The sequence below is a fragment of the Streptococcus australis genome (genome assembly GCF_047463015.1).
Taxonomy (GTDB): Bacteria; Bacillota; Bacilli; order Lactobacillales; family Streptococcaceae; genus Streptococcus; species Streptococcus australis_F.
Genome location: NZ_JASHER010000002.1, coordinates 207271 through 226045, shown reverse-complemented (window position 1 = coordinate 226045; position 18775 = coordinate 207271). Strand labels below are relative to the sequence as shown.

At 40.0% G+C, this 18775-nt stretch carries 16 protein-coding genes and 1 pseudogene; 5 read left to right on the top strand and 12 right to left on the bottom strand.

The window, feature by feature from the left end; genetic code table 11:
* Nucleotides 1–116: 116 nt before the first annotated feature.
* Nucleotides 117–1484 carry a DUF6688 domain-containing protein gene (locus QM873_RS02910; protein WP_414278769.1) on the bottom strand — a complete coding sequence of 456 codons (1368 nt, stop codon included), beginning with the start codon at nucleotides 1482–1484 and terminating at the stop codon, nucleotides 117–119.
* Nucleotides 1485–1622: 138 nt separating this feature from the next.
* Here QM873_RS02910 and QM873_RS02905 point away from each other — a divergent pair, with 138 nt between their 5' ends.
* Nucleotides 1623–2531 (top strand): LysR family transcriptional regulator, encoded by a 909-nt coding sequence (locus tag QM873_RS02905; protein WP_048689847.1) that lies wholly within the window; start codon nucleotides 1623–1625, stop codon nucleotides 2529–2531.
* Between the two features lie 71 nt (nucleotides 2532–2602).
* Here the strand turns inward: QM873_RS02905 and QM873_RS02900 are convergent, their stop codons facing one another.
* From QM873_RS02900 to rpiA, 8 genes and pseudogenes are all read right to left on the bottom strand, one after another.
* Complete coding sequence (locus QM873_RS02900; RefSeq protein ID WP_414278768.1) at nucleotides 2603–3334, bottom strand: NAD-dependent protein deacylase; 732 nt, start codon at nucleotides 3332–3334, stop codon at nucleotides 2603–2605.
* 10 nt (nucleotides 3335–3344) lie between these two features.
* Nucleotides 3345–4103 (bottom strand): hypothetical protein, encoded by a 759-nt coding sequence (locus tag QM873_RS02895; protein WP_414278767.1) that lies wholly within the window; start codon nucleotides 4101–4103, stop codon nucleotides 3345–3347.
* Nucleotides 4103–4813: a purine-nucleoside phosphorylase gene (gene deoD, locus QM873_RS02890; RefSeq protein WP_414278832.1), complete on the bottom strand. Its 711-nt coding sequence runs from the start codon at nucleotides 4811–4813 to the stop codon at nucleotides 4103–4105. The genes QM873_RS02895 and deoD overlap by 1 nt, the downstream gene beginning before the upstream one ends.
* Before the next feature lie 548 nt (nucleotides 4814–5361).
* Nucleotides 5362–6636 (bottom strand): annotated as a pseudogene (locus QM873_RS02885) (chloride channel protein).
* Between the two features lie 5 nt (nucleotides 6637–6641).
* A complete protein-coding gene (locus QM873_RS02880; protein WP_061563907.1) occupies nucleotides 6642–7451 on the bottom strand; it encodes a purine-nucleoside phosphorylase in 810 nt (269 codons plus the stop codon).
* A gap of 13 nt (nucleotides 7452–7464) precedes the next feature.
* Nucleotides 7465–8007, bottom strand: a complete 543-nt coding sequence (locus QM873_RS02875) for a DUF1697 domain-containing protein (RefSeq protein WP_238656328.1) — start codon at nucleotides 8005–8007, stop codon at nucleotides 7465–7467.
* Nucleotide 8008: 1 nt separating this feature from the next.
* On the bottom strand, nucleotides 8009–9220 hold the full coding sequence (locus QM873_RS02870) for a phosphopentomutase (RefSeq protein WP_414278766.1): 1212 nt from the start codon (nucleotides 9218–9220) through the stop codon (nucleotides 8009–8011).
* A 126-nt stretch (nucleotides 9221–9346) separates the two neighbouring features.
* Nucleotides 9347–10024: a ribose-5-phosphate isomerase RpiA gene (rpiA, locus tag QM873_RS02865; protein ID WP_040803071.1), complete on the bottom strand. Its 678-nt coding sequence runs from the start codon at nucleotides 10022–10024 to the stop codon at nucleotides 9347–9349.
* A 162-nt stretch (nucleotides 10025–10186) separates the two neighbouring features.
* On the opposite strand from rpiA, the gene mnmE reads away from it, so the two are divergent.
* On the top strand, nucleotides 10187–11560 hold the full coding sequence (mnmE, locus tag QM873_RS02860) for a tRNA uridine-5-carboxymethylaminomethyl(34) synthesis GTPase MnmE (RefSeq protein ID WP_414278765.1): 1374 nt from the start codon (nucleotides 10187–10189) through the stop codon (nucleotides 11558–11560).
* A 44-nt stretch (nucleotides 11561–11604) separates the two neighbouring features.
* Here the strand turns inward: mnmE and QM873_RS02855 are convergent, their stop codons facing one another.
* From QM873_RS02855 to QM873_RS02845, 3 genes are all read right to left on the bottom strand, one after another.
* On the bottom strand, nucleotides 11605–12417 hold the full coding sequence (locus tag QM873_RS02855) for a PrsW family glutamic-type intramembrane protease (protein WP_414278764.1): 813 nt from the start codon (nucleotides 12415–12417) through the stop codon (nucleotides 11605–11607).
* 253 nt (nucleotides 12418–12670) lie between these two features.
* A complete protein-coding gene (locus QM873_RS02850; protein ID WP_414278763.1) occupies nucleotides 12671–12958 on the bottom strand; it encodes a hypothetical protein in 288 nt (95 codons plus the stop codon).
* Between the two features lie 977 nt (nucleotides 12959–13935).
* On the bottom strand, nucleotides 13936–14556 hold the full coding sequence (locus QM873_RS02845) for a tetratricopeptide repeat protein (RefSeq protein ID WP_414278762.1): 621 nt from the start codon (nucleotides 14554–14556) through the stop codon (nucleotides 13936–13938).
* Nucleotides 14557–15243: 687 nt separating this feature from the next.
* Between QM873_RS02845 and QM873_RS02840 the strand changes: the two genes are divergently transcribed.
* From QM873_RS02840 to QM873_RS02830, 3 genes are all read left to right on the top strand, one after another.
* Complete coding sequence (locus tag QM873_RS02840; protein WP_229099947.1) at nucleotides 15244–16500, top strand: MFS transporter; 1257 nt, start codon at nucleotides 15244–15246, stop codon at nucleotides 16498–16500.
* A 65-nt stretch (nucleotides 16501–16565) separates the two neighbouring features.
* Nucleotides 16566–17297 carry an ABC transporter ATP-binding protein gene (locus QM873_RS02835; RefSeq protein WP_195611011.1) on the top strand — a complete coding sequence of 244 codons (732 nt, stop codon included), beginning with the start codon at nucleotides 16566–16568 and terminating at the stop codon, nucleotides 17295–17297.
* A gap of 17 nt (nucleotides 17298–17314) precedes the next feature.
* Nucleotides 17315–18619, top strand: a complete 1305-nt coding sequence (locus QM873_RS02830; protein WP_195611013.1) for a beta-carotene 15,15'-monooxygenase — start codon at nucleotides 17315–17317, stop codon at nucleotides 18617–18619.
* Nucleotides 18620–18775 lie beyond the last annotated feature (156 nt).

Sequence of the window (18775 nt, the reverse complement as noted above, 5' to 3'; positions counted from 1 at the left end):
CCGCTGATCTTTTTTCTGTCTTTCCTTGCAGGCCTCTCTGGACCCCTTAAAGGTTAAATTTGTCTCATTATATCGCTCTCCTTGTCGCTTGTCAAGTAGAAGCCCGATGGCTCCGCTCATTTCCCATCTGTCTCAGGAGAAAACCCTTCTGGTACCGGTGGGATATACTGTAAAGCGATACGATTTTCAGGCTTGCGATCGACCAAGTAGAGAACCAACAAGAAGAGCCATTCCAGGGGCTTCATCAGATAGTAAATGATATCCATGGCCCATTTCTTCTTGATATGTTTGGCAAAGGGATAGCCATAGCGGTCATAATTACGACGCAGGAATCGATGGAAACGTGGCGTCTTTTCTTCTAGAACCTGCTCAAAGGCATTGGCAATACAGAGCTGGCGATTCACCACAACAGGATGACCATGCCGGACTCCCATCCGTTGGGGCTTGACCACCTTTTCATGACCACCTGCCGCAATCGTGCAGAGATAGTGCTCATCCATGATGAGATTCTGAGGAGGGATCTTTTCTGAGAAGGTCCAATCTGCCGTATTGGTCCAGGCCTTGACCAAGCTATCAGGACGTTGACCAAAGAGCATGAGGACCATGACCAATACCGCTAATGAGGGGAGGGCAAAGACGACTGCCAACCAAGGCCAGTGTTTGGATTGGTGGAGGATCAGGTGAAAGCGCTGGAGAATTGGATTGTCATAAGCCTTAATGGGATCAGCACCCTCCCACTCTTTTATCCTGGTCCGCAGGAGACTAATAGAATAAACCAACAAGAAGACCGTGTGACAACCGATGACTTGCAACTGGATGTCAAACACCGCTAACAATACCAATCCCATCAATATCCCACTGATACAAAAGATATTTAAAAGTGGGGACAAGGAATTAGCATCCCTATAAGAATAGATGACCAAAGCTAGGAAGGAAATCAGTGCCAAAGTAAGAATCGTCGGGAGTGCCTCCGACCAAATCATGGTATGCTTCTGCTCATTGATGAGCTGTTTGGTCCAATCATAATCTGTCAAATCCTTTACTAGATAGATGACGAAGGATTCCAAGATACAGCCAAAGACTCCTATCCAAAGGATCACAAAGTACTTGCGATTATTGACCCTTCGTTTAATTTTTTCCTCTTCTTTCTCATCGTAGACACCGACCAGTTCCTTATCCAAGGTCTGAGCCTGTATCGAAGACCAGCGAGAAATAACATACAAAATCACAAAAATATTGGGAACAAAATAACTAACCCCTAGGGCATGAACAAGAATTGTAACACTGTATATTGCGACTCCAAAAATAGCATTCCAGAAACCCAAAGCTTGGATATTTCCTGGTAAGCTACCAAGGATTAGAAAAACAGACAAACCAAGAAAGATCAGTAAATTGGTCATAAAGTTTATCTTTACTAAACTGGCTAAAAATTTGGTCTCCAGTTCCTGATTCCATTTTTTGTACCAGAAAACGATTTTCTTCATCACATCTCCTCCATCATTTCCCTCATTTTATCAAGCTACAATTAATCCTTCAATTCTAAACATGTTTTATAGGGAAAAATCCTTCTAGAGACTGATACTAGCTAGGATTTTCTGTCAAAAGTATGTTAAAATATAAGCATGAGAATCCAACAATTACATTACATTATCAAAATCGTCGAAACAGGCTCTATGAATGAGGCGTCCAAGCAACTCTTCATCACCCAGCCAAGTTTGTCCAATGCTGTGCGGGACTTGGAAAAAGAAATGGGAATTGATATCTTCATCCGTAATCCCAAAGGAATCACTTTGACCAAGGATGGGATGGAGTTCCTTTCTTATGCCCGTCAAGTCGTCGAGCAGACCCAACTCCTAGAAGAACGCTATAAAAATCCAGTAGCCAATAGGGAGCTCTTTAGCGTGTCCTCCCAGCACTATGCCTTCGTAGTCGAAGCCTTCGTCTCTCTCCTCAAGAAAAGCGATATGGAGAAATACGAGCTCTTCCTACGGGAGACCAGAACCTGGGAAATCATCGATGACGTCAAGAACTTCCGTAGTGAGATCGGTGTCCTCTTCCTTAATGGGTACAACCGGGATGTCCTTTCAAAAATGCTGGATGACAGCCACCTTAAGGCAACCCACCTCTTCACTGCCCAACCTCATATCTTCGTCAGCAAGACTAACCCTCTAGCGAACAAAGAGGTGGTGAAATTAGAAGATCTAGAAGACTTCCCTTATCTCAGCTACGACCAAGGGACCCACAACTCCTTCTACTTCTCAGAAGAGATCCTCTCCCAAGAGCATCACAAGAAGTCCATCGTTGTCAGTGACCGTGCCACCCTCTTCAATCTCTTGATTGGTCTAGACGGCTACACCATTGCGACTGGGATCCTTAATAGCAACCTCAATGGAGACAATATCGTTTCCATCCCGCTAGATATCGATGATCCAATCGAGCTGGTCTACATCCAACACGAAAAAGCTAGCCTCTCTAAGATGGGTGAAAAATTTATCGAATACTTACTTGAGGAAGTCCAATTTGATAAATAAGAACTAACTAGCTACACAAGCACAATAAAACACCTGAACAAAGTGGGTTTCCACTTCTCTCAGGTGTTCTTTTATTGTCTTAATTTCGAAAACACTTCCCCAATCTTCCCTTCGATGACCAGGTCTGCTTGCTTGTCCTGTGGGATACTGGTCTTATTGATGACGACCAGCTTCTTCCCTTGGAAATACTGGATCAAGCTGGCTGCTGGGTAGACAACGAGGGAGGTACCACCGATAATCAGCAAATCAGCTTCTTGGATGGCTTGGGCTGCTTGGCTAAAGACGTCCATATCGAGAGGTTCCTCGTAGAGGGTTACATCCGGCTTGACGACATTACCACAGTCCAGACAGTGTGGAACAGGCCCTTCCAAAGCTAGAAAGGACTCTAAATCATAAAATCGCTGGCAACTCGTACAGTAATTACGGTCGGCACTACCATGGAGTTTCAAGACTTTTTTAGACCCTGCCATTTCATGGAGACTATCAATATTTTGCGTCACCACTGCCTTGAGCTTACCGGTCTCTTCCAGCCAAGCCAGATAGCGATGGGCTGCATTGGGCTTGGCATCTGGATAGAGCAAGTATTTCTTATAGAAGTCGAAAAAGTCCTCTGGATAGCGCTCAAACATGGTATGAGAGACCAGTTGTTCTGCAGTAAAATGGCGCCCCAATGTGACGCTATAGACGCCGTCCGAACTCCTAAAATCTGGAATATTGGATTCTGTAGAGACGCCTGCCCCACCGAAAAAGACGATCCGTTGACTCTGATCAATGATTTCTTGCAACTCTTTCAGTTTATCCATGTCTTCCTCCTTACAAGAGTGCCTCGATAACAGCATTGGCCTGGTCGAAGTAAAAAGGTTCTCGCTGGTAAATAATCCCCGTCTCCTGAGCCAAGCTCACCAAGAGCTCCATAAAATGCTGGGAGGAGAAACCAGTCGTCCGGTGCAATTCTTCCTCATCAAAGGGTTTGATCAAGTGGGCCAGAGGATTGCGGACAGATTTCTCCAACTCCCGCAGTTGCTTGGCCGCATCCTTGATGGAATCTGTCAAGTCCAAGAGTAAGATCAACTCCGTCAAACTGGACGAATTGACCGCACTCTCGCTATGGAATTGTTGCAATGCTGGATTGTCAGAGGCCCGAATCTTGTCAAACTTCCAATGGTCATAGCTGGACTCTTTAGAGTTGTGAATGTAGTCCGCAATATCAGGGATCTGCATCTCAATCAAACGCATAAAGATCCGATAAATAGCTGGACTCACCGCCCGAATAAAGTCGATAATCTGCTCGTTGCGGAGCTTGGCTTCTAAATCATACAGATAGTTCGCCAACTGTTCCTTTTCAGGATTTTCATGCCAAAAAAGCTGAAAACCTGTTGCATCTAGCAAGTCAGTTTTCAACTTTTGGTTCATGATTGGTTGGATATTGAGCTCTCGACGCTCGGCCATTAACTGCAATAATATCAAGACCAGTTCTGGCACACTCTTCTGCTTCCTAGCAGAGCGTAGGGCCCGACTATACTGGTAGGTCTGAAGGTCGTAGAGCCACTCATCATGAAGGTTTTCTGTCATTAGTCTGCGATCAAGGTTTCAAGACCAACTTTCATCATATCAGTGAAAGTATTTTGACGTTCTTCTGCAGTCGTATCCTCATCTGGATTGACCAAGCTATCAGAAATGGTCATGATGGCAAGGGCATCCACATGGTGTTGAGCAGCAAGATAGTAAAGAGCCGCTGCTTCCATTTCCACAGCTTTCACGCCCCATTTACCAAGCTCCAAGTTCTTTTCAAAGTAGTTTGAATAGAAGACATCAGAAGACAAGACATTCCCAACGTGAGTGGTCATACCAAGGTCTTTGGCAATGTAGTAGGCCTTATCAAGCAAATCAAAGCTTGCGATTTGTGGGAAATCGTATTGAGGCCAGTCGTTACGGATGATGTTTGAGTTGGTTGCGGCAGCTTGCGCCAAGACCAATTCACGGACGTGGACATCGCCATTCAAAGAACCAGCTGTACCCACACGGATCAATTTCTTCACGCCGTAGTCCACGATCAACTCACGCGCATAGATAGAGATGGATGGCATCCCCATTCCAGTTCCCATAACAGATACACGATGACCCTTGTAAGTACCTGTGTAACCAAACATGTTCCGGACTTCGTTAAAACATACAGCATCCTCAAGGAAATTCTCAGCGATAAATTTCGCACGAAGAGGATCTCCAGGAAGAAGAATTTTATCAGCAATTTCACCTTGCTTAGCAGCAATATGGATAGACATAATTAAGATATAAAGGGTGACAGAGAACAAAGTAAAAATAGGAAACTGACGACGCATCGCAGATGCTAGACAGTTTATCTTTTTTACACAGTTCTCCGCCCGTATTCAGTTCAGCGAATACAGTTAACCCATCCTTTCTTTTTTTATTGAGTGTTTTGAAAAGCTTTCCGCTCGTGTTCAAATCAGAACACATGCTCTACCTTTCTTTTTTATTTTTTTAGAATAGGCGTTAAAGAGGCAAAGTAAAAATAGGAAATCCGACAAAGATGCTACGCATCTAGAAGGATTTATCTTTTTTACACAGCCTCTAGCCCGGGTTCAATTCAAACCCGAACTACCCTTCCTTTAATTTTTTGTTTTGAAAAGCTTTCCGCTCGTGTTCAAATCGCAACACAAACTCTAGCTTTCTGGATTCATCATAGAGGCCAGGCATCAAAAGTGAGGTTTATTCCAGCCCCAACAAGCCTGGTTCCTTATATGCTTAGTTAAATTATACCATAAGAAGATAGGTTTCATCTAGCTTGTAGGTTTAATCCTCTATATAAAAACTACTGAATCTTATCTACTGGAGACTCCTTTATTTTTCTCCCCATCAGACGATCCAATCCTTTGGACAAACCAACAGTTAGAAAAGCTGTCAGCAAGAGATAGGGTAGAGCTGTTAACCCTTGTCCCGTAAACCCAAGGACCAAGCCAGTTGCAGATAAGGGAGCTTTTAAGGTCACTGTCAAAAAGCAAACCGAACCTAGGAGAAAGAAAGCTGGAGTATTTCCAACACCAAGTACCAAAGAGATGAGGGCTGCTCCTGCCATTCCCAGTGCAAAGGAAGGCGTCAGAGTCCCTCCATAGGCACCTGCCCAAAAGGTAAGCAGAACGACTAGAGCTTTTAGGGTTAATAGAAGAAAGATTGTCTGCCATGTGGCCCCATTGAGGATTTCCTGAGCCATCATCCGCCCATTTCCAAGCAGGTGGGGCTGGAAGCTTGCTAGACAAGCTAGGAAAACAAATGCTAATGGCAAAGTGATAAGAATTCGTTTGTCCTTGATTCGATGATTGGCGGCCTTCTTTGTGAAACGGGCAAAGAGCCAGGCGACTGGAGTCAGGAAGGCAATGAAGATAACTATCTGCCATAAGACTGTAGGTGACCAAGTTATTTCGGGCACTTGATAGAGGGCTCTGTCTGAAATGACCCAACCTGCCGTATAAGCAGCCACATAAGTGGTAATCCCGGCCAAGACAAAGCGTTTCATCGAAAAAACCAGCCCCAAGGTTTCAAAGATAAAAAAAACACTGGTTAGGGGCACTTGGTAGACCGCTGCCAAGCCTGCGCCAGCCCCACAAGCAATCAGAAAGATGCGGTCCTAAAACGATAAGTCTAGTGCTCGTCCAAGCGGAGTTGCCAACAAGGCCCCAATCTCCCGTGGTGCCCCTTCTTTTCCAACTGGTGCTCCAGCTCCTACAGCAATAATTTGCCAGGTGGAATGGAGCAACTGTTTCCAAAAATGAAGACGATGATGGGAAGATTCCTCCTTCATCTGGCCCTTAACAGAGAGAATATTTCCCTTTCGCTGTAGGAGATACCAGACCAAGGCTGAGCTGGCACCAACAAGAAACAGACTGAGCCAAATCCGTGAAGGCGCCACTCCATCCGTCAAGAAGCCAGACTGGTGCTCTGAACGACCAAAAGCCAATCCTTCCACTAACTCTAAAAGGTAATGAAGCAGGATACCAGCTAAACCCGAAACAAGACCTAGCAGACAAGCTGCTAGGACTAGTCTTCGTTTATTGGGAATTGTTTTAAGGGATCTCACAATTCTTTTCAAGGATCTTACAATTCAGCAAGAATCGCTTTTAGCAAACCTTTGAAGTCTCCCTTAACGCGCTCTGTCACTTCTACGACTTCTTCGTGGTTGAGCTCTTCTTGGAAACCAGCCGCAAAGTTGGTAATACATGAAATACCAAGAACTTTCAAACCAGAGTGAGCAGCAACGATAACTTCTGGAACAGTTGACATACCGACAGCATCTGCTCCAAGAGTCTTATATGCACGGATTTCAGCTGGAGTTTCATAGGTAGGACCTGTCACACCGATGTAAACTCCATCATCCAATTTAATACCCAATTTGTCCGCTACTTGATGAGCAGTCTCACGGTATTCTGGAGTGTAAGCTTTCGACATATCAGGGAAACGTGGACCAAAGTCATCCAAGTTTTCACCAATCAATGGGTTTTGACCAGTCATGTTGATGTGATCAGTGATGGCCATCAAGGTACCAGGACCGAAGCCAATACCACCTGCAGCGTTGGTGACAAGCACTCCTTCACATCCCAAAACTTTCATGACACGAACTGGGAAAGTCACCACTTCCAATGGGTTTCCTTCGTAGAAGTGGAAACGACCTTGAAGGGCCAATACCTTACGTCCAGCAAGATCACCATAAACCAATTTACCAGCGTGTCCGACTACTGTGGATTGACCCCAGTTTGGAATGTCAGAGTAGTCTACTACGACTGCATTTTCGATTTCTTCAGCCAATTCTCCAAGACCTGAACCAAGGATCAAACCGAACTCAGGAGCTTCGATTCCTTTGCCCTTCAAAAATGCTGCTGTTTCATTGATTTTTGCTAATAATGTCATTGTGTTCCTCCTATTATTTCTTAAGTAATGTACCGATTTTGTCAAAGGTGTTGGCGTTGCGAATAGTGATCTGGCGGTAGAAAGGCATCTTCATCAGATGTTTGTGGTAGGCCGTTTTAGCATAGCTTTCTTCTGAGAATTTCCCCCAGAAAAGCGCTACCTTGCCAAAGTGGAGCACTTCTTCTCCCAATTCTAAAGCCAGCAGCTTCTCTTCTACGGATTCCCTATCTAAGCCCTCGGTGTAAAAGAGGACATCCTTGCGAGCCATCTCTTCTGTCCACCAGTTCGGCAAGTTCGCACATTCTGCTTCATAGTCTTCTCGACTCAGCAGAGAAAAACGCTCAATAAAGGGATAATGGTTCTCAAAGAAGGTCGACAGGCACTCTACTAACTGAGATCGAGAAAGATCCGTCGTAAAGAAGATATTGCCACTATTGATGTAGGTTTCCACTTGGCCAAGTCCTAGGTCGGTCAATTGCTGACGCAGATCCGCCATGGCTACCTTATTCTTGCCACCAACATTGATTCCTCTTACGAGTAAAGCAAAACGCATCATCTTAGACCAATTTATCTAAGAAGCTTTCACCGATCATGGCTTTCTCAACGCCGAAGTTGTCCGCAACTGTAGCTGAGATATCCGCAAAGTGTCCAACTGGGATCAAGCCACTACCCTTGAAGGATGGACTGTAAGCCAAGAATGGGATGTATTCACGCGTATGGTCTGTACCAGCATAAGTTGGGTCATTTCCATGGTCAGCCGTGATCATCAAGAGATCATCTTCTTTCATGGCAGAGATAATTTCAGGCAAGCGCTCGTCAAACTCATGCAAGCAATCACGGTAACCGTGTGGATCACGACGGTGTCCGTATAGGGCATCGAAGTCTACCAAGTTGGTAAATGAAAAGCCATGTTTGAAGTCTTCTGATTTCATAGCTTTGATCAAGTTGTCAATCCCGTGGCTGTTTGATTTGTTGTGGCCCATATCGTGGTTGATACCAGCGCCGTTGAAGATATCGCTGATCTTACCAACTGAGTAAGTATTGATACCAGCTTCATTCAATTTGTCCAAAACAGTTGGCGCAAATGGTGAAACAGCCAAGTCACGACGGTTAGCCGTACGTGTGAAGTTTCCTGGCTCTCCAACATAAGGGCGGGCGATGATACGTCCAAGAAGAGCAGGACGTTCCAATGTAATAGAACGAGCGTATTCACAGATACGGTAGAGTTCATCCAAAGGAATGATGTCTTCGTGAGCTGCGATTTGAAGAACTGGGTCAGCTGATGTATAGATGATCAACTCGCCTGTTTCCATTTGACGTGGACCGAAGTCATCGATGACAGCTGTACCAGAATAAGGTTTGTTAGCTTCGCGGATAACCTTACGACCTGAGAATTCTTCAATCTTTGTAATAATTTCTTCTGGGAATCCATTCCAGAAAGTATCAAATGGTTCTGTAATATTAAGACCCATGATTTCCCAGTGACCTGTCATGGTATCTTTTCCAAGAGAGACTTCTTCTAACTTCGTTGCGTAACCAGTTGGATTGCTCTCAGCAGGTACAGTTTTTAAGGGTTGTTCACGCGGAATATTTCCAAGACCTAGCTTTGCCATGTTTGGTACATTCAAACCAACTGCTTTTGAGATGTGTCCAAGTGTGTCAGATGCGCCATCAGGTACACTGGCATTGACAAAGTTATTAGCATCTGGAGCTGCTCCGATCCCTACTGAATCCAATACAACTAAATGCATACGATTATATTTTGGCATTTTGAATGTCTCCTTTATAATTTAAACTGAATACAGTATAACACAAATTTTTGAAAATGTAACGCTTTCATATAAAATTTTATAAATAAGTTTCATATCCTCAGAAAAAAGGACAAAATGCCCTTTTTAAAGTGATTTGCTAATGATTTTTGGACCTTCTGGTGTCCCGACAATAACTTTTGAAACCATTCCTAAGAAGAGACCATGATCGACAACACCGACAGTCCGGTCCAACTCTTCTGCTAAGGCTTCAGCGTCTGGGATCACTTTCAAATCCAAATCAATGATAAAGTTACCCTGATCAGTCACAAAACGCTGGCCATCTTTTTCACGATAAGCTGGTGAATAGCCCTTCTTCTCAAAATGACGGAAAAGATTCTCTGCCCCGTATTGAACCACTTCTACTGGCAGTTTAAAGGCACCAAGCGTCTCCACTTGTTTAGACTCATCGACAATCCAGATGCAGTCTTTTGAGTTGGTCGCAACGATTTTCTCCATCAAGAGGGCACCTCCCCCACCTTTGATGCCGTTCAAAGCAGGGTCTACTTCATCCGCACCATCTACGGTCAAGTCTACCACTTCTACATCGTCAATGGCTTTGAGAGGAATTCCCAAGCCTTCTGCCTGTTCATAGGTCACGCTTGAGGTCGTAACAGCAGTAATCTTCAAACCTTCTTCCTTGATGCGACGTCCCAATTCAGCCACAAAATAATAAGCAGTTGACCCTGTACCAAGACCTACAATCATGCCGTCAGTAACAAACTCAGCCGCCTTAATCCCTACCTGTTCTTTTAGGTTTACCATCATAGACCTCCATTTCTATTCATATTTAGTATAGCATATTGGACGACAGATTTCACTAGTTAACTGAAAACCTTTTCAACTTCTCCTTCTAAAAGCAATATCTTGCCCGACTTGCTAGTTTACGATAGAATAGAAGGGAATACACAGGAAAAGAGAAGATACATGATTACTAGAGAATTTGATACTATCGCTGCTATCTCGACTCCGCTCGGTGAAGGGGCTATTGGGATCGTCCGCTTGAGCGGGACAGATAGCTTTAAAATCGCACAAAAGATCTTTAAGGGTAAAGACTTGAATAGCGTGGCTAGCCATACCCTCAACTACGGCCATATCGTGGATCCAGATAAGGATGAGATCCTCGACGAAGTTATGGTCGGAGCCATGCGCTCTCCTAAGACCTTTACTCGCGAAGATATCATCGAGATCAACACTCACGGTGGGATTGCGGTGACCAATGAAATCCTACAATTGGTAATCCGCGAAGGCGCTCGATTAGCTGAACCAGGTGAATTTACCAAGCGGGCCTTCCTCAATGGTCGTGTCGATTTGACCCAGGCTGAGGCGGTCATGGATATTATCCGCGCTAAGACTGACAAGGCTATGAACATCGCTGTCAAACAGTTGGACGGATCCCTCTCTGATCTCATCAACAACACGCGCCAAGAGATCCTCAATACCCTGGCTCAGGTCGAAGTCAACATCGACTATCCAGAGTACGACGATGTGGAGGAAGCAACGACCGAGATCATCCGTGAGAAGACCACTGAGTTTGAAGCCCTCTTGACCAATCTCCTCAAGACAGCTCGTCGTGGTAAGATCCTCCGCGAAGGGATCTCTACTGCTATCATCGGCCGGCCAAACGTCGGTAAATCTAGCCTTCTGAACAACCTCCTGCGCGAGGAAAAAGCTATCGTGACCGATATCGAAGGGACGACCCGAGACGTTATCGAGGAATACGTCAATATCAACGGTGTTCCTCTCAAGCTGGTCGACACGGCTGGGATCCGTGAGACAGAAGACATCGTTGAACGCATCGGGGTGGAACGCTCTCGCAAAGCCCTCAAAGAAGCCGACCTGGTCCTTCTGGTCCTTAATGCTAGTGAACCACTGACTGATCAGGATCGTCAGTTGCTGGAAATCTCACAAGACAGCAACCGCATCATTCTCCTCAACAAGGTCGATCTCCCAGAGAAGATTGAAATCGACCAACTGCCAGAAGATTACATCAAGATTTCGGTTCTGAAAAATCAAAATATCAACCACATCGAAGACCGGATTAATGCCCTCTTCTTTGAAAATGCTGGCCTGGTCGAGCAAGATGCTACTTACCTCTCCAATGCCCGCCACATCTCTCTCATTGAGAAAGCTGTTGAAAGCCTCCAAGCAGTCAACGAAGGCCTGGCCATGGGCATGCCAGTAGATCTGCTCCAAGTCGATCTGACCCGCACTTGGGAAATTCTCGGAGAAATCACAGGAGATGCTGCTCCAGACGAGCTCATCACCCAACTCTTCAGCCAGTTCTGTCTTGGAAAATAACCATCAAAAAAATCGTATGTTTGAAACATACGATTTTTCTATTACTAATTCCCTTGGTCCAGACTTTGGACGGTGAGGGAGGCTTGGTAAATCAAGAAGAGTCCTACTGCTGTCAAGAATGGAATAGCGAGAGGGAGTTCTGTCTCGATTTGGCCAAATGGTGAATTGCCGACAAAGTGAAGGCCAAAACCAGATACAAAATAGAACCAACCCGTCAGCATCAACTCCTTGCGACCTTTTGTCGATTGAACGATTAAGAAGAGACCCACCATGAAAAGAGCTGTGTAGACCCAATGTGATACGACCCCATTCATGATCCGACCTAGGATACCAGATACTGCGTAAGAGAAGCCTTCTGGCATGTCTTGACGGATATAGGCAAAGTCCTCTACGATCTGGAAACCAAGACCAGATGCAATCGCTAAAAGGAAGATGGATTTGATCCGACGTACATTGAACAAGTAGAGGACAAAGAAGATTGGAATCAACTTGAAGGGTTCCTCAAAGAGGGGGCCTGCGATGGCACTCTCATACTGATTCCAAAAATCGCTATTTGGCGCTACGGCTTGAATCATCTCGTGGAAATAGGTATTGGCAAAACTAGACAACCAACCTGCGATAAAGCCCCCACCTAGGAGAGAAAAAAGAACCGGAATCCAAGACAACTTCCACTTCTTGGCGAAATGAAAGAGAGCCCAAACAGCAGGAATCGCATAAACTAGGAGCAAGAGGACAGAGATACCAATAATCCCATACTGGCTGCCTGTCATCCAACCAGCTGTGATAGATTGCGTCTCATAGGCCAGACCAATCGAGAGCAAGAATAAAAATAGAAACAAAATCGATTTGCGTTTCATAAAAAACCTTTCTTTAAAACAATTAAAAAGGCTGGAAGCCCAGTCTTTTTGTCTATATGGATATTGTAACAATAAAAGCTTAAAAAAACAATAAATGGCTACGGGTAATAGAGGCTGCTGGTGACTGCAAATTATTGAAGGCATTTTGGGACCATTCAAAACAACAGAGCTCTAGAACTAGGAAACATTAATACTACCACTCCACACATCCCACGTAAACGAATTCCCTTATGTTTTTTAATATTCTTCAAAACTATATCTTAAATAATTTATTTAATCTTTCTAACTCTGATACATTCATACACACTTCTACTCCAGTAACTACCCCCTTACTATAAATAATTCCACAAGAAAACACAATTCTATATTTACTCAAAATATTTGACAATACTACAAATGCTTCTAAAGCATAATCCTCTATAGTAATAAAACAATTATTTTCATCTTTAAAAAACTCTATAAATCCAATATCCTTACACCTATCACGTAAATGAAACCTAAGTGATTTTAAATAATAATCAAAAAACACATCACTCTCCATAGAAAATCCCTTCATTTTTAAAATATTCTATTATATCATACAAAAAATAAGTTTTGTGACCATTCGAAACAACACAGCAAGTTAAAATAAGGCTTTGTCCGTATCCGACTTGAAAAAGTGTGCACCGATTCGGTGCTTTTTTGTCTTGTTTTATTTATCTCTAATCAGTCATTATATTAACTTTATTTTACTCCTTCCTTCTTCAAAAATCAATTCATTATATCTAGATATTCCATCAATTGTTAACTTTAAATTTACAAAAATTCGCATTCACGAGTTACTTTAGATGGTGGATAAACTCCTATTTATATAACATTTCCCATTTATTTTCTGTAGAGACTTTCCGCTGTGAAAAAAGTGCCCTAGGCTCAAGAATTAGTCACGGAACTTCTACGATTTCTAGTAACCCAAAAATGTTTTTGAGCTAATCATTGTCAATTATGTACTTTATTTAAGTGAAAACTAAAAATTTTTCAATTGTACATTCATACAAAAACACGGCTCATGAATCATGGCCGTGTTATATTTTACTTAAGCTAGTTAGCTAGTTCTCTTAGTTAATATTTACATACCTTTTATTTGCTTTAATTCCTTTATCTCTTTTAGAATACTAAAAATATAGAAACTAAATAGAACTATACCTAAAAAAGATAAAACAAAGAAACCAGACGTAAGTTTTTCGCCTCTAACAGCTAGTACTCCAAGGGAAAAAATACCGATAGCCATTATGGAAATTATGAGGATAAACCACAAGTAAATCATATAAAACTTATAAAGATAGCAAAAGGACATATTTTTTTGTTTAGGCTTATCCTTCCATTCTAAATAAAAGAAATAAGGTATAAAAATAATTAAAATAAATAGAAATTCCATTTCTATCACAACCTCTCATCTTATTCCCCTTAATCAAATACATAATTTATAGCATATTAAAACTTTTTATTTAGGCAAACTAATAACAAAAACTAAATGTAAAATCATTCGTGAATCAATTCCTCAATTTCCTTTATCCCTTCAAACTCTCCAACACTTTCGAAAAGTTCTATAGCTCGTTTGAAATGTCTATTGGATAATTCCGTATCTTCCAAAGCTAAATAGATTTCACCTAACCCTCTATAGCTACAAGCTTGAGAAATCACATCATCAGTTTCTAAAGATTGTTCCAGTGATAGATTCATGAATGTAAGAGCTTCATCAAGGTTGTTTAATTTAAATCTCACATAGCCTTGTTCGTAGTTATTCACAGCTTTCTTTAGATTATCATTTGGAAAATGCTCTTCAATTATCTTCTCTTCATCTTTAATGAGTTTTAAAGCCTTATGGAAATTCCCCTGTTCCCTGTAGATCATCGCTAATTGATGTAATCCAATATGTTCATTTTCTTTATCTTCATTTAGTTGAGCTAATAAAATGTATTTCTCAAAAATATGTGTACATGAAACATAGTCTTTTTCTGCCAATAATAAATACCCCATCAGATTTAAAAGGCTAAAATCTGTACAGGTATCAATGGAAAAATCTTGTTCAACCAACTTTTTAGCTTCTGATGTTTTTCCCTCCAGAAACAAGTTCCAAGCTGTATCAAGTTTAGAGACCATCTATTTCCCCCTTTCAACTATAAACAACCTTCATAAAATAAAATCACTCTACAAGAATGTGCTAAACACTTTAATCCACTAAGCTAAAGTGTAGCAAAAAGCCCAAATAACTACTATTTGGGCAAAATGTTACTTAGTTTCTTTTTAAAGGAGCAATGATTAACTGAATAATATAAGCTAGAACTACAAGTGATAATAGAAAGAAAATAGAATATATAAAATAGATTTGCATATCTGATACCTCCTAAATAAAAGAGATAAGCCATCTTTTCCTCAATATTATTGTACTCCCGTTAGAAAGCGGTGTCAAGTGTTATGATAAATAGTATCAACATCTGGAATAAATTTAAAGCCTACAAAAAGCAAAATAAATCAATCTGTTTCATTTTGAAATCCTTTAACGATTGTAAAATATATCCTATTTTAGAAGAGGTACGTAAGAAGTTATCAATTTAGATAATGTCAAAGCAAGAGAGAAATATAATTAGTAAACATAAATACAATATTTTCTACATTTTTTAATATACTTTTATTAGTATAATTGGTAAAATCTTAATTAACAAAAATTATGGTTTATCTACTATCCCAATTACCTTACAACGCAGGTTCATTGAATAGGATCAGATAACCGAATCAGTGTTGAAACGAATGGAGGGGGTTAATATTAAGAATTTAATAAGTGATAAAATGTCTAATAGACAAATCATCAAAGACTTTATTAGTAGTTTTATTAGTTCTTTAAGTGGAAAAGCTTTTAATTTCGCCTTAGGATTAATGTTACTGGACCAAACAAAATCGGCAATGAGTTTTGGAATCAACATGATCATCTATCCTTTAGTCAGTTTGATTTTCTTGGTTCCAATCGGTAATTTAGTAGACCGATACCGTCATAAAAAGATCTTAATTTATAATTTTATCTTTAGGCTTATAATCTTTCTTCTGTTTTATGCTTTTTATTTTTTAACGAATTCATCTACTATCTTATACCTCGTAATCCCGTTTGTCATACTTCACTCTGTTACAGTTAACATCAATGATACTTGTTATTCAGCCTCTATCCACGAGTTAGTAAATGATACAAAAATTCAACGATTAAGCTCTGTTACACAAACTGCCATTGCTATCGCAACCATGCTTTCCCCAGCTATTGGAGTCATTTTTTATAATTGGTTAGGCTTCTCAGGCTTTATTCTCATAGAAATCATTGCAAATCTCCTTGCTTTAGGTGTCTTACTTACCATGAAATTCTTCTATGAACACGATGGGCAGGAAGCTGAGATCAAACAGAATGAAAACCATCAACACGGGGTTAAAGAAATTATCCGATTTTTAAAAGAAAATCAGATTGTCAAATATATTATTCTTGTTAGTGTTGTACTGAATTTTTTCTATACTTCCATTAGCATTGGAGTACCATTTGTAGTCAAAGAGCAACTCTTATTAGATAATGCGACAGTAGGTATCCTAGAAACTATGTCTGCGGTTGGAATGTTATTAGCCAGTGTGTCTATGTCACTATTGCCAGACAAAAAAGAAAATAATACACTTCTCTCTAATAGAATTCGCATTCCACTTTTTCTTCTAACCATCGCTATCGTTGGTTTGGGTATTACATTTGCAACTACTAACACCCAAGTGATTATTTCTTCCGTTGGCGGTTTATTTATGGGAATTATCGCATTCACTCTTGTTATTCTAAATATTGTCGTCATGACTTATCTTCAAAGTAGCATTGAAACGAATTATTTAGGAAGAGTAATGAGCACTTTATTCACACTAAATACATCTATTATGCCGATAGGTACCATTGTATTTACTTATCTATTTCAAAAGGACATAAACGGAGGTCTGATATTCATATTTGGAGGTGTTTCTCTCCTGATCTATACCATGATAATGTTACCTCGAATATATAGAATACTCCAAAAAGAACACATTTATTGATATTGACAGAATTAAAATATTGTATAATTAAATCAAAGATGACACTGGAATCAGGAGGATTTATTATGGTTAATAATGTAGCTGTTAAAGTCTCAAACCTTTCAAAAGAATTTTTGTTAGGGCAAGACAAAACTGTCTCTATTTTGAAAGATGTTTCTTTATCTGTCAATTATGGGGAATTTGTATCAATCCTTGGTGTCAGCGGTTCTGGAAAATCTACTTTATTAAGTTGTTTATCAAGTTTATCTGAACCAACAAGTGGCGAAGTTGTTATCAATGGTGTGAATCCATACACTTTAAAAGAAGGGAAACTTGCTAAATTTAGAAGGCAAGATATTGCAATTATTTTTCAAAATTATAATCTGGTACCCGCTCTACCTGTACTAGAAAATGTTACACTTCCTCTGAGACTCTCAGGAAAGAGTGTTGATAGCAATAAAGTAAGAAGAATGTTGGATAGTTTGAATTTTAAAGCAGAACTATCATCATTAGTTGCTACCTTATCAGGTGGAGAACAGCAAAAAGTGGCTATTACTCGTGCAATAATAGCTGATAGTAAAATTATTTTTGCTGATGAGCCAACAGGAGCTCTGGACAGCGTCTCAAGAAAACTTATTTTTGAAACACTTCGTAATTTAGCGAGTCAAGGAAAATGTGTTTTTATGGTCACTCATGATATTGAGTTGGCTTCAAAAACTGACAGAGCACTCATTTTAAAAGACGGAAAAATATCTCGACAAATTATTAAACCTTCAGCTGATGAGCTCTACCAAGCACTTGAAAGTAGTAAAGATTAATTTGAGGAGAATTTATTATGCTAAAATTAATCATTTACCAATTTCAGTACTCAAAAAGACAATGGTTAGGAACAATACCATTACTATTTGTATCTAGCCTGATTGTTGGAACATCTTTATTTGGTATTGCTAGTGCAATAAAGACTGCTAATATTAACGCTTCACAACTTTTTCAAATGCTAATAGTTTTTGGCGGGACTACTCTATTTTTCCTTATTTCAAATAATATAAGACTGCTAATAGATATCTTTAAAAAGGATTACCAATTATGGGCTATCTTAGGCGCAAGCAGAACTCAGCTGTCTTTACTTGTATCTGGACAGTTCTATTTAATGGCAGTGATTGTTAGTAGTATTGGTACAATACTTTCATTCTTCATGGCAGATAGTTACTACAAATTTTTACAAAATTTATTAGGAAGAGATGAGTTACCTGATTTGGTTATTACAGCCAACATTCAATCAATTTTATTGAGTGTTTTTATAGTCCCAACAATTGTCGGGATAGGGGCTTACTTTTATTCAAGTCGAATACTTAAAATAGCATCAATATTAAAACCAAAAAAGAAAAAAAGAAAAGTTACAGTAACTGGCTCTGTTCGTTTATTCCTATGGTTACTATGTATAGGTTTTATTGTTTCAGCAGGTTTTAGCAGAAATAAAGAAATAATTGCAACACAGTCAAGCATAATATTATTTTTATTAATTATTCACATCCTTATTATTCAATCACTATCTCCATCAATTCAAATGTTTCTAATAAAATTTTTAATGAGGATATTTCCAACTGAAAATTATGTAATCAATACAGGCTTTTGGAATCTACTATCCAATCCTAGCTATTTGAAAAGTATACAAACTTCAATGAGCATGGGAGTAACTCTCATTTCTGGGTTTATTCTTTACACCCAAAATATGTATTCATTCATGAATACAGCAAACGGTGTACAAGAAGCAAGAGCTTCCTTTATTGCTTATCTGTCTGCTCCAATTATTCTGATTATTACTAGTTCTATTTCTCTTACAATTTTATCTTCTAATAAAGATGTTGAGGACATTAAACAGTTAAAGACACTAGGAGTGTCAAGATTACAACTTTTTAAAATACGTATAGCCGAGGCAATAATACATTCGGTATTAATTTTATTAGTATCAGTAGTTTTCAATTTAATTATTTTACTTTTAGTTAGCTTTATTGGCCAACTTTTAGGCCGTAGTTTAGTAGATATATCAGGTTTCTGGCAACCGAGTCTTATAGTTATTTCTTTGTTAGTTATTTTTTATAGTATTACAAAGGGATTTTATATATTTCGAGATAGATAAATTGGAATAGTTACTGATTCAAAAAGAACACTCTTATTGACATTGAAACAAAAGCAAATACTAAAATGAAAAAGACAAGGATAAAGCACCTTGTCTTTTTAAAATACTAGCATCTTAGACTAATAATAAGACTTTTTTCATAATTTAGCACCTTTT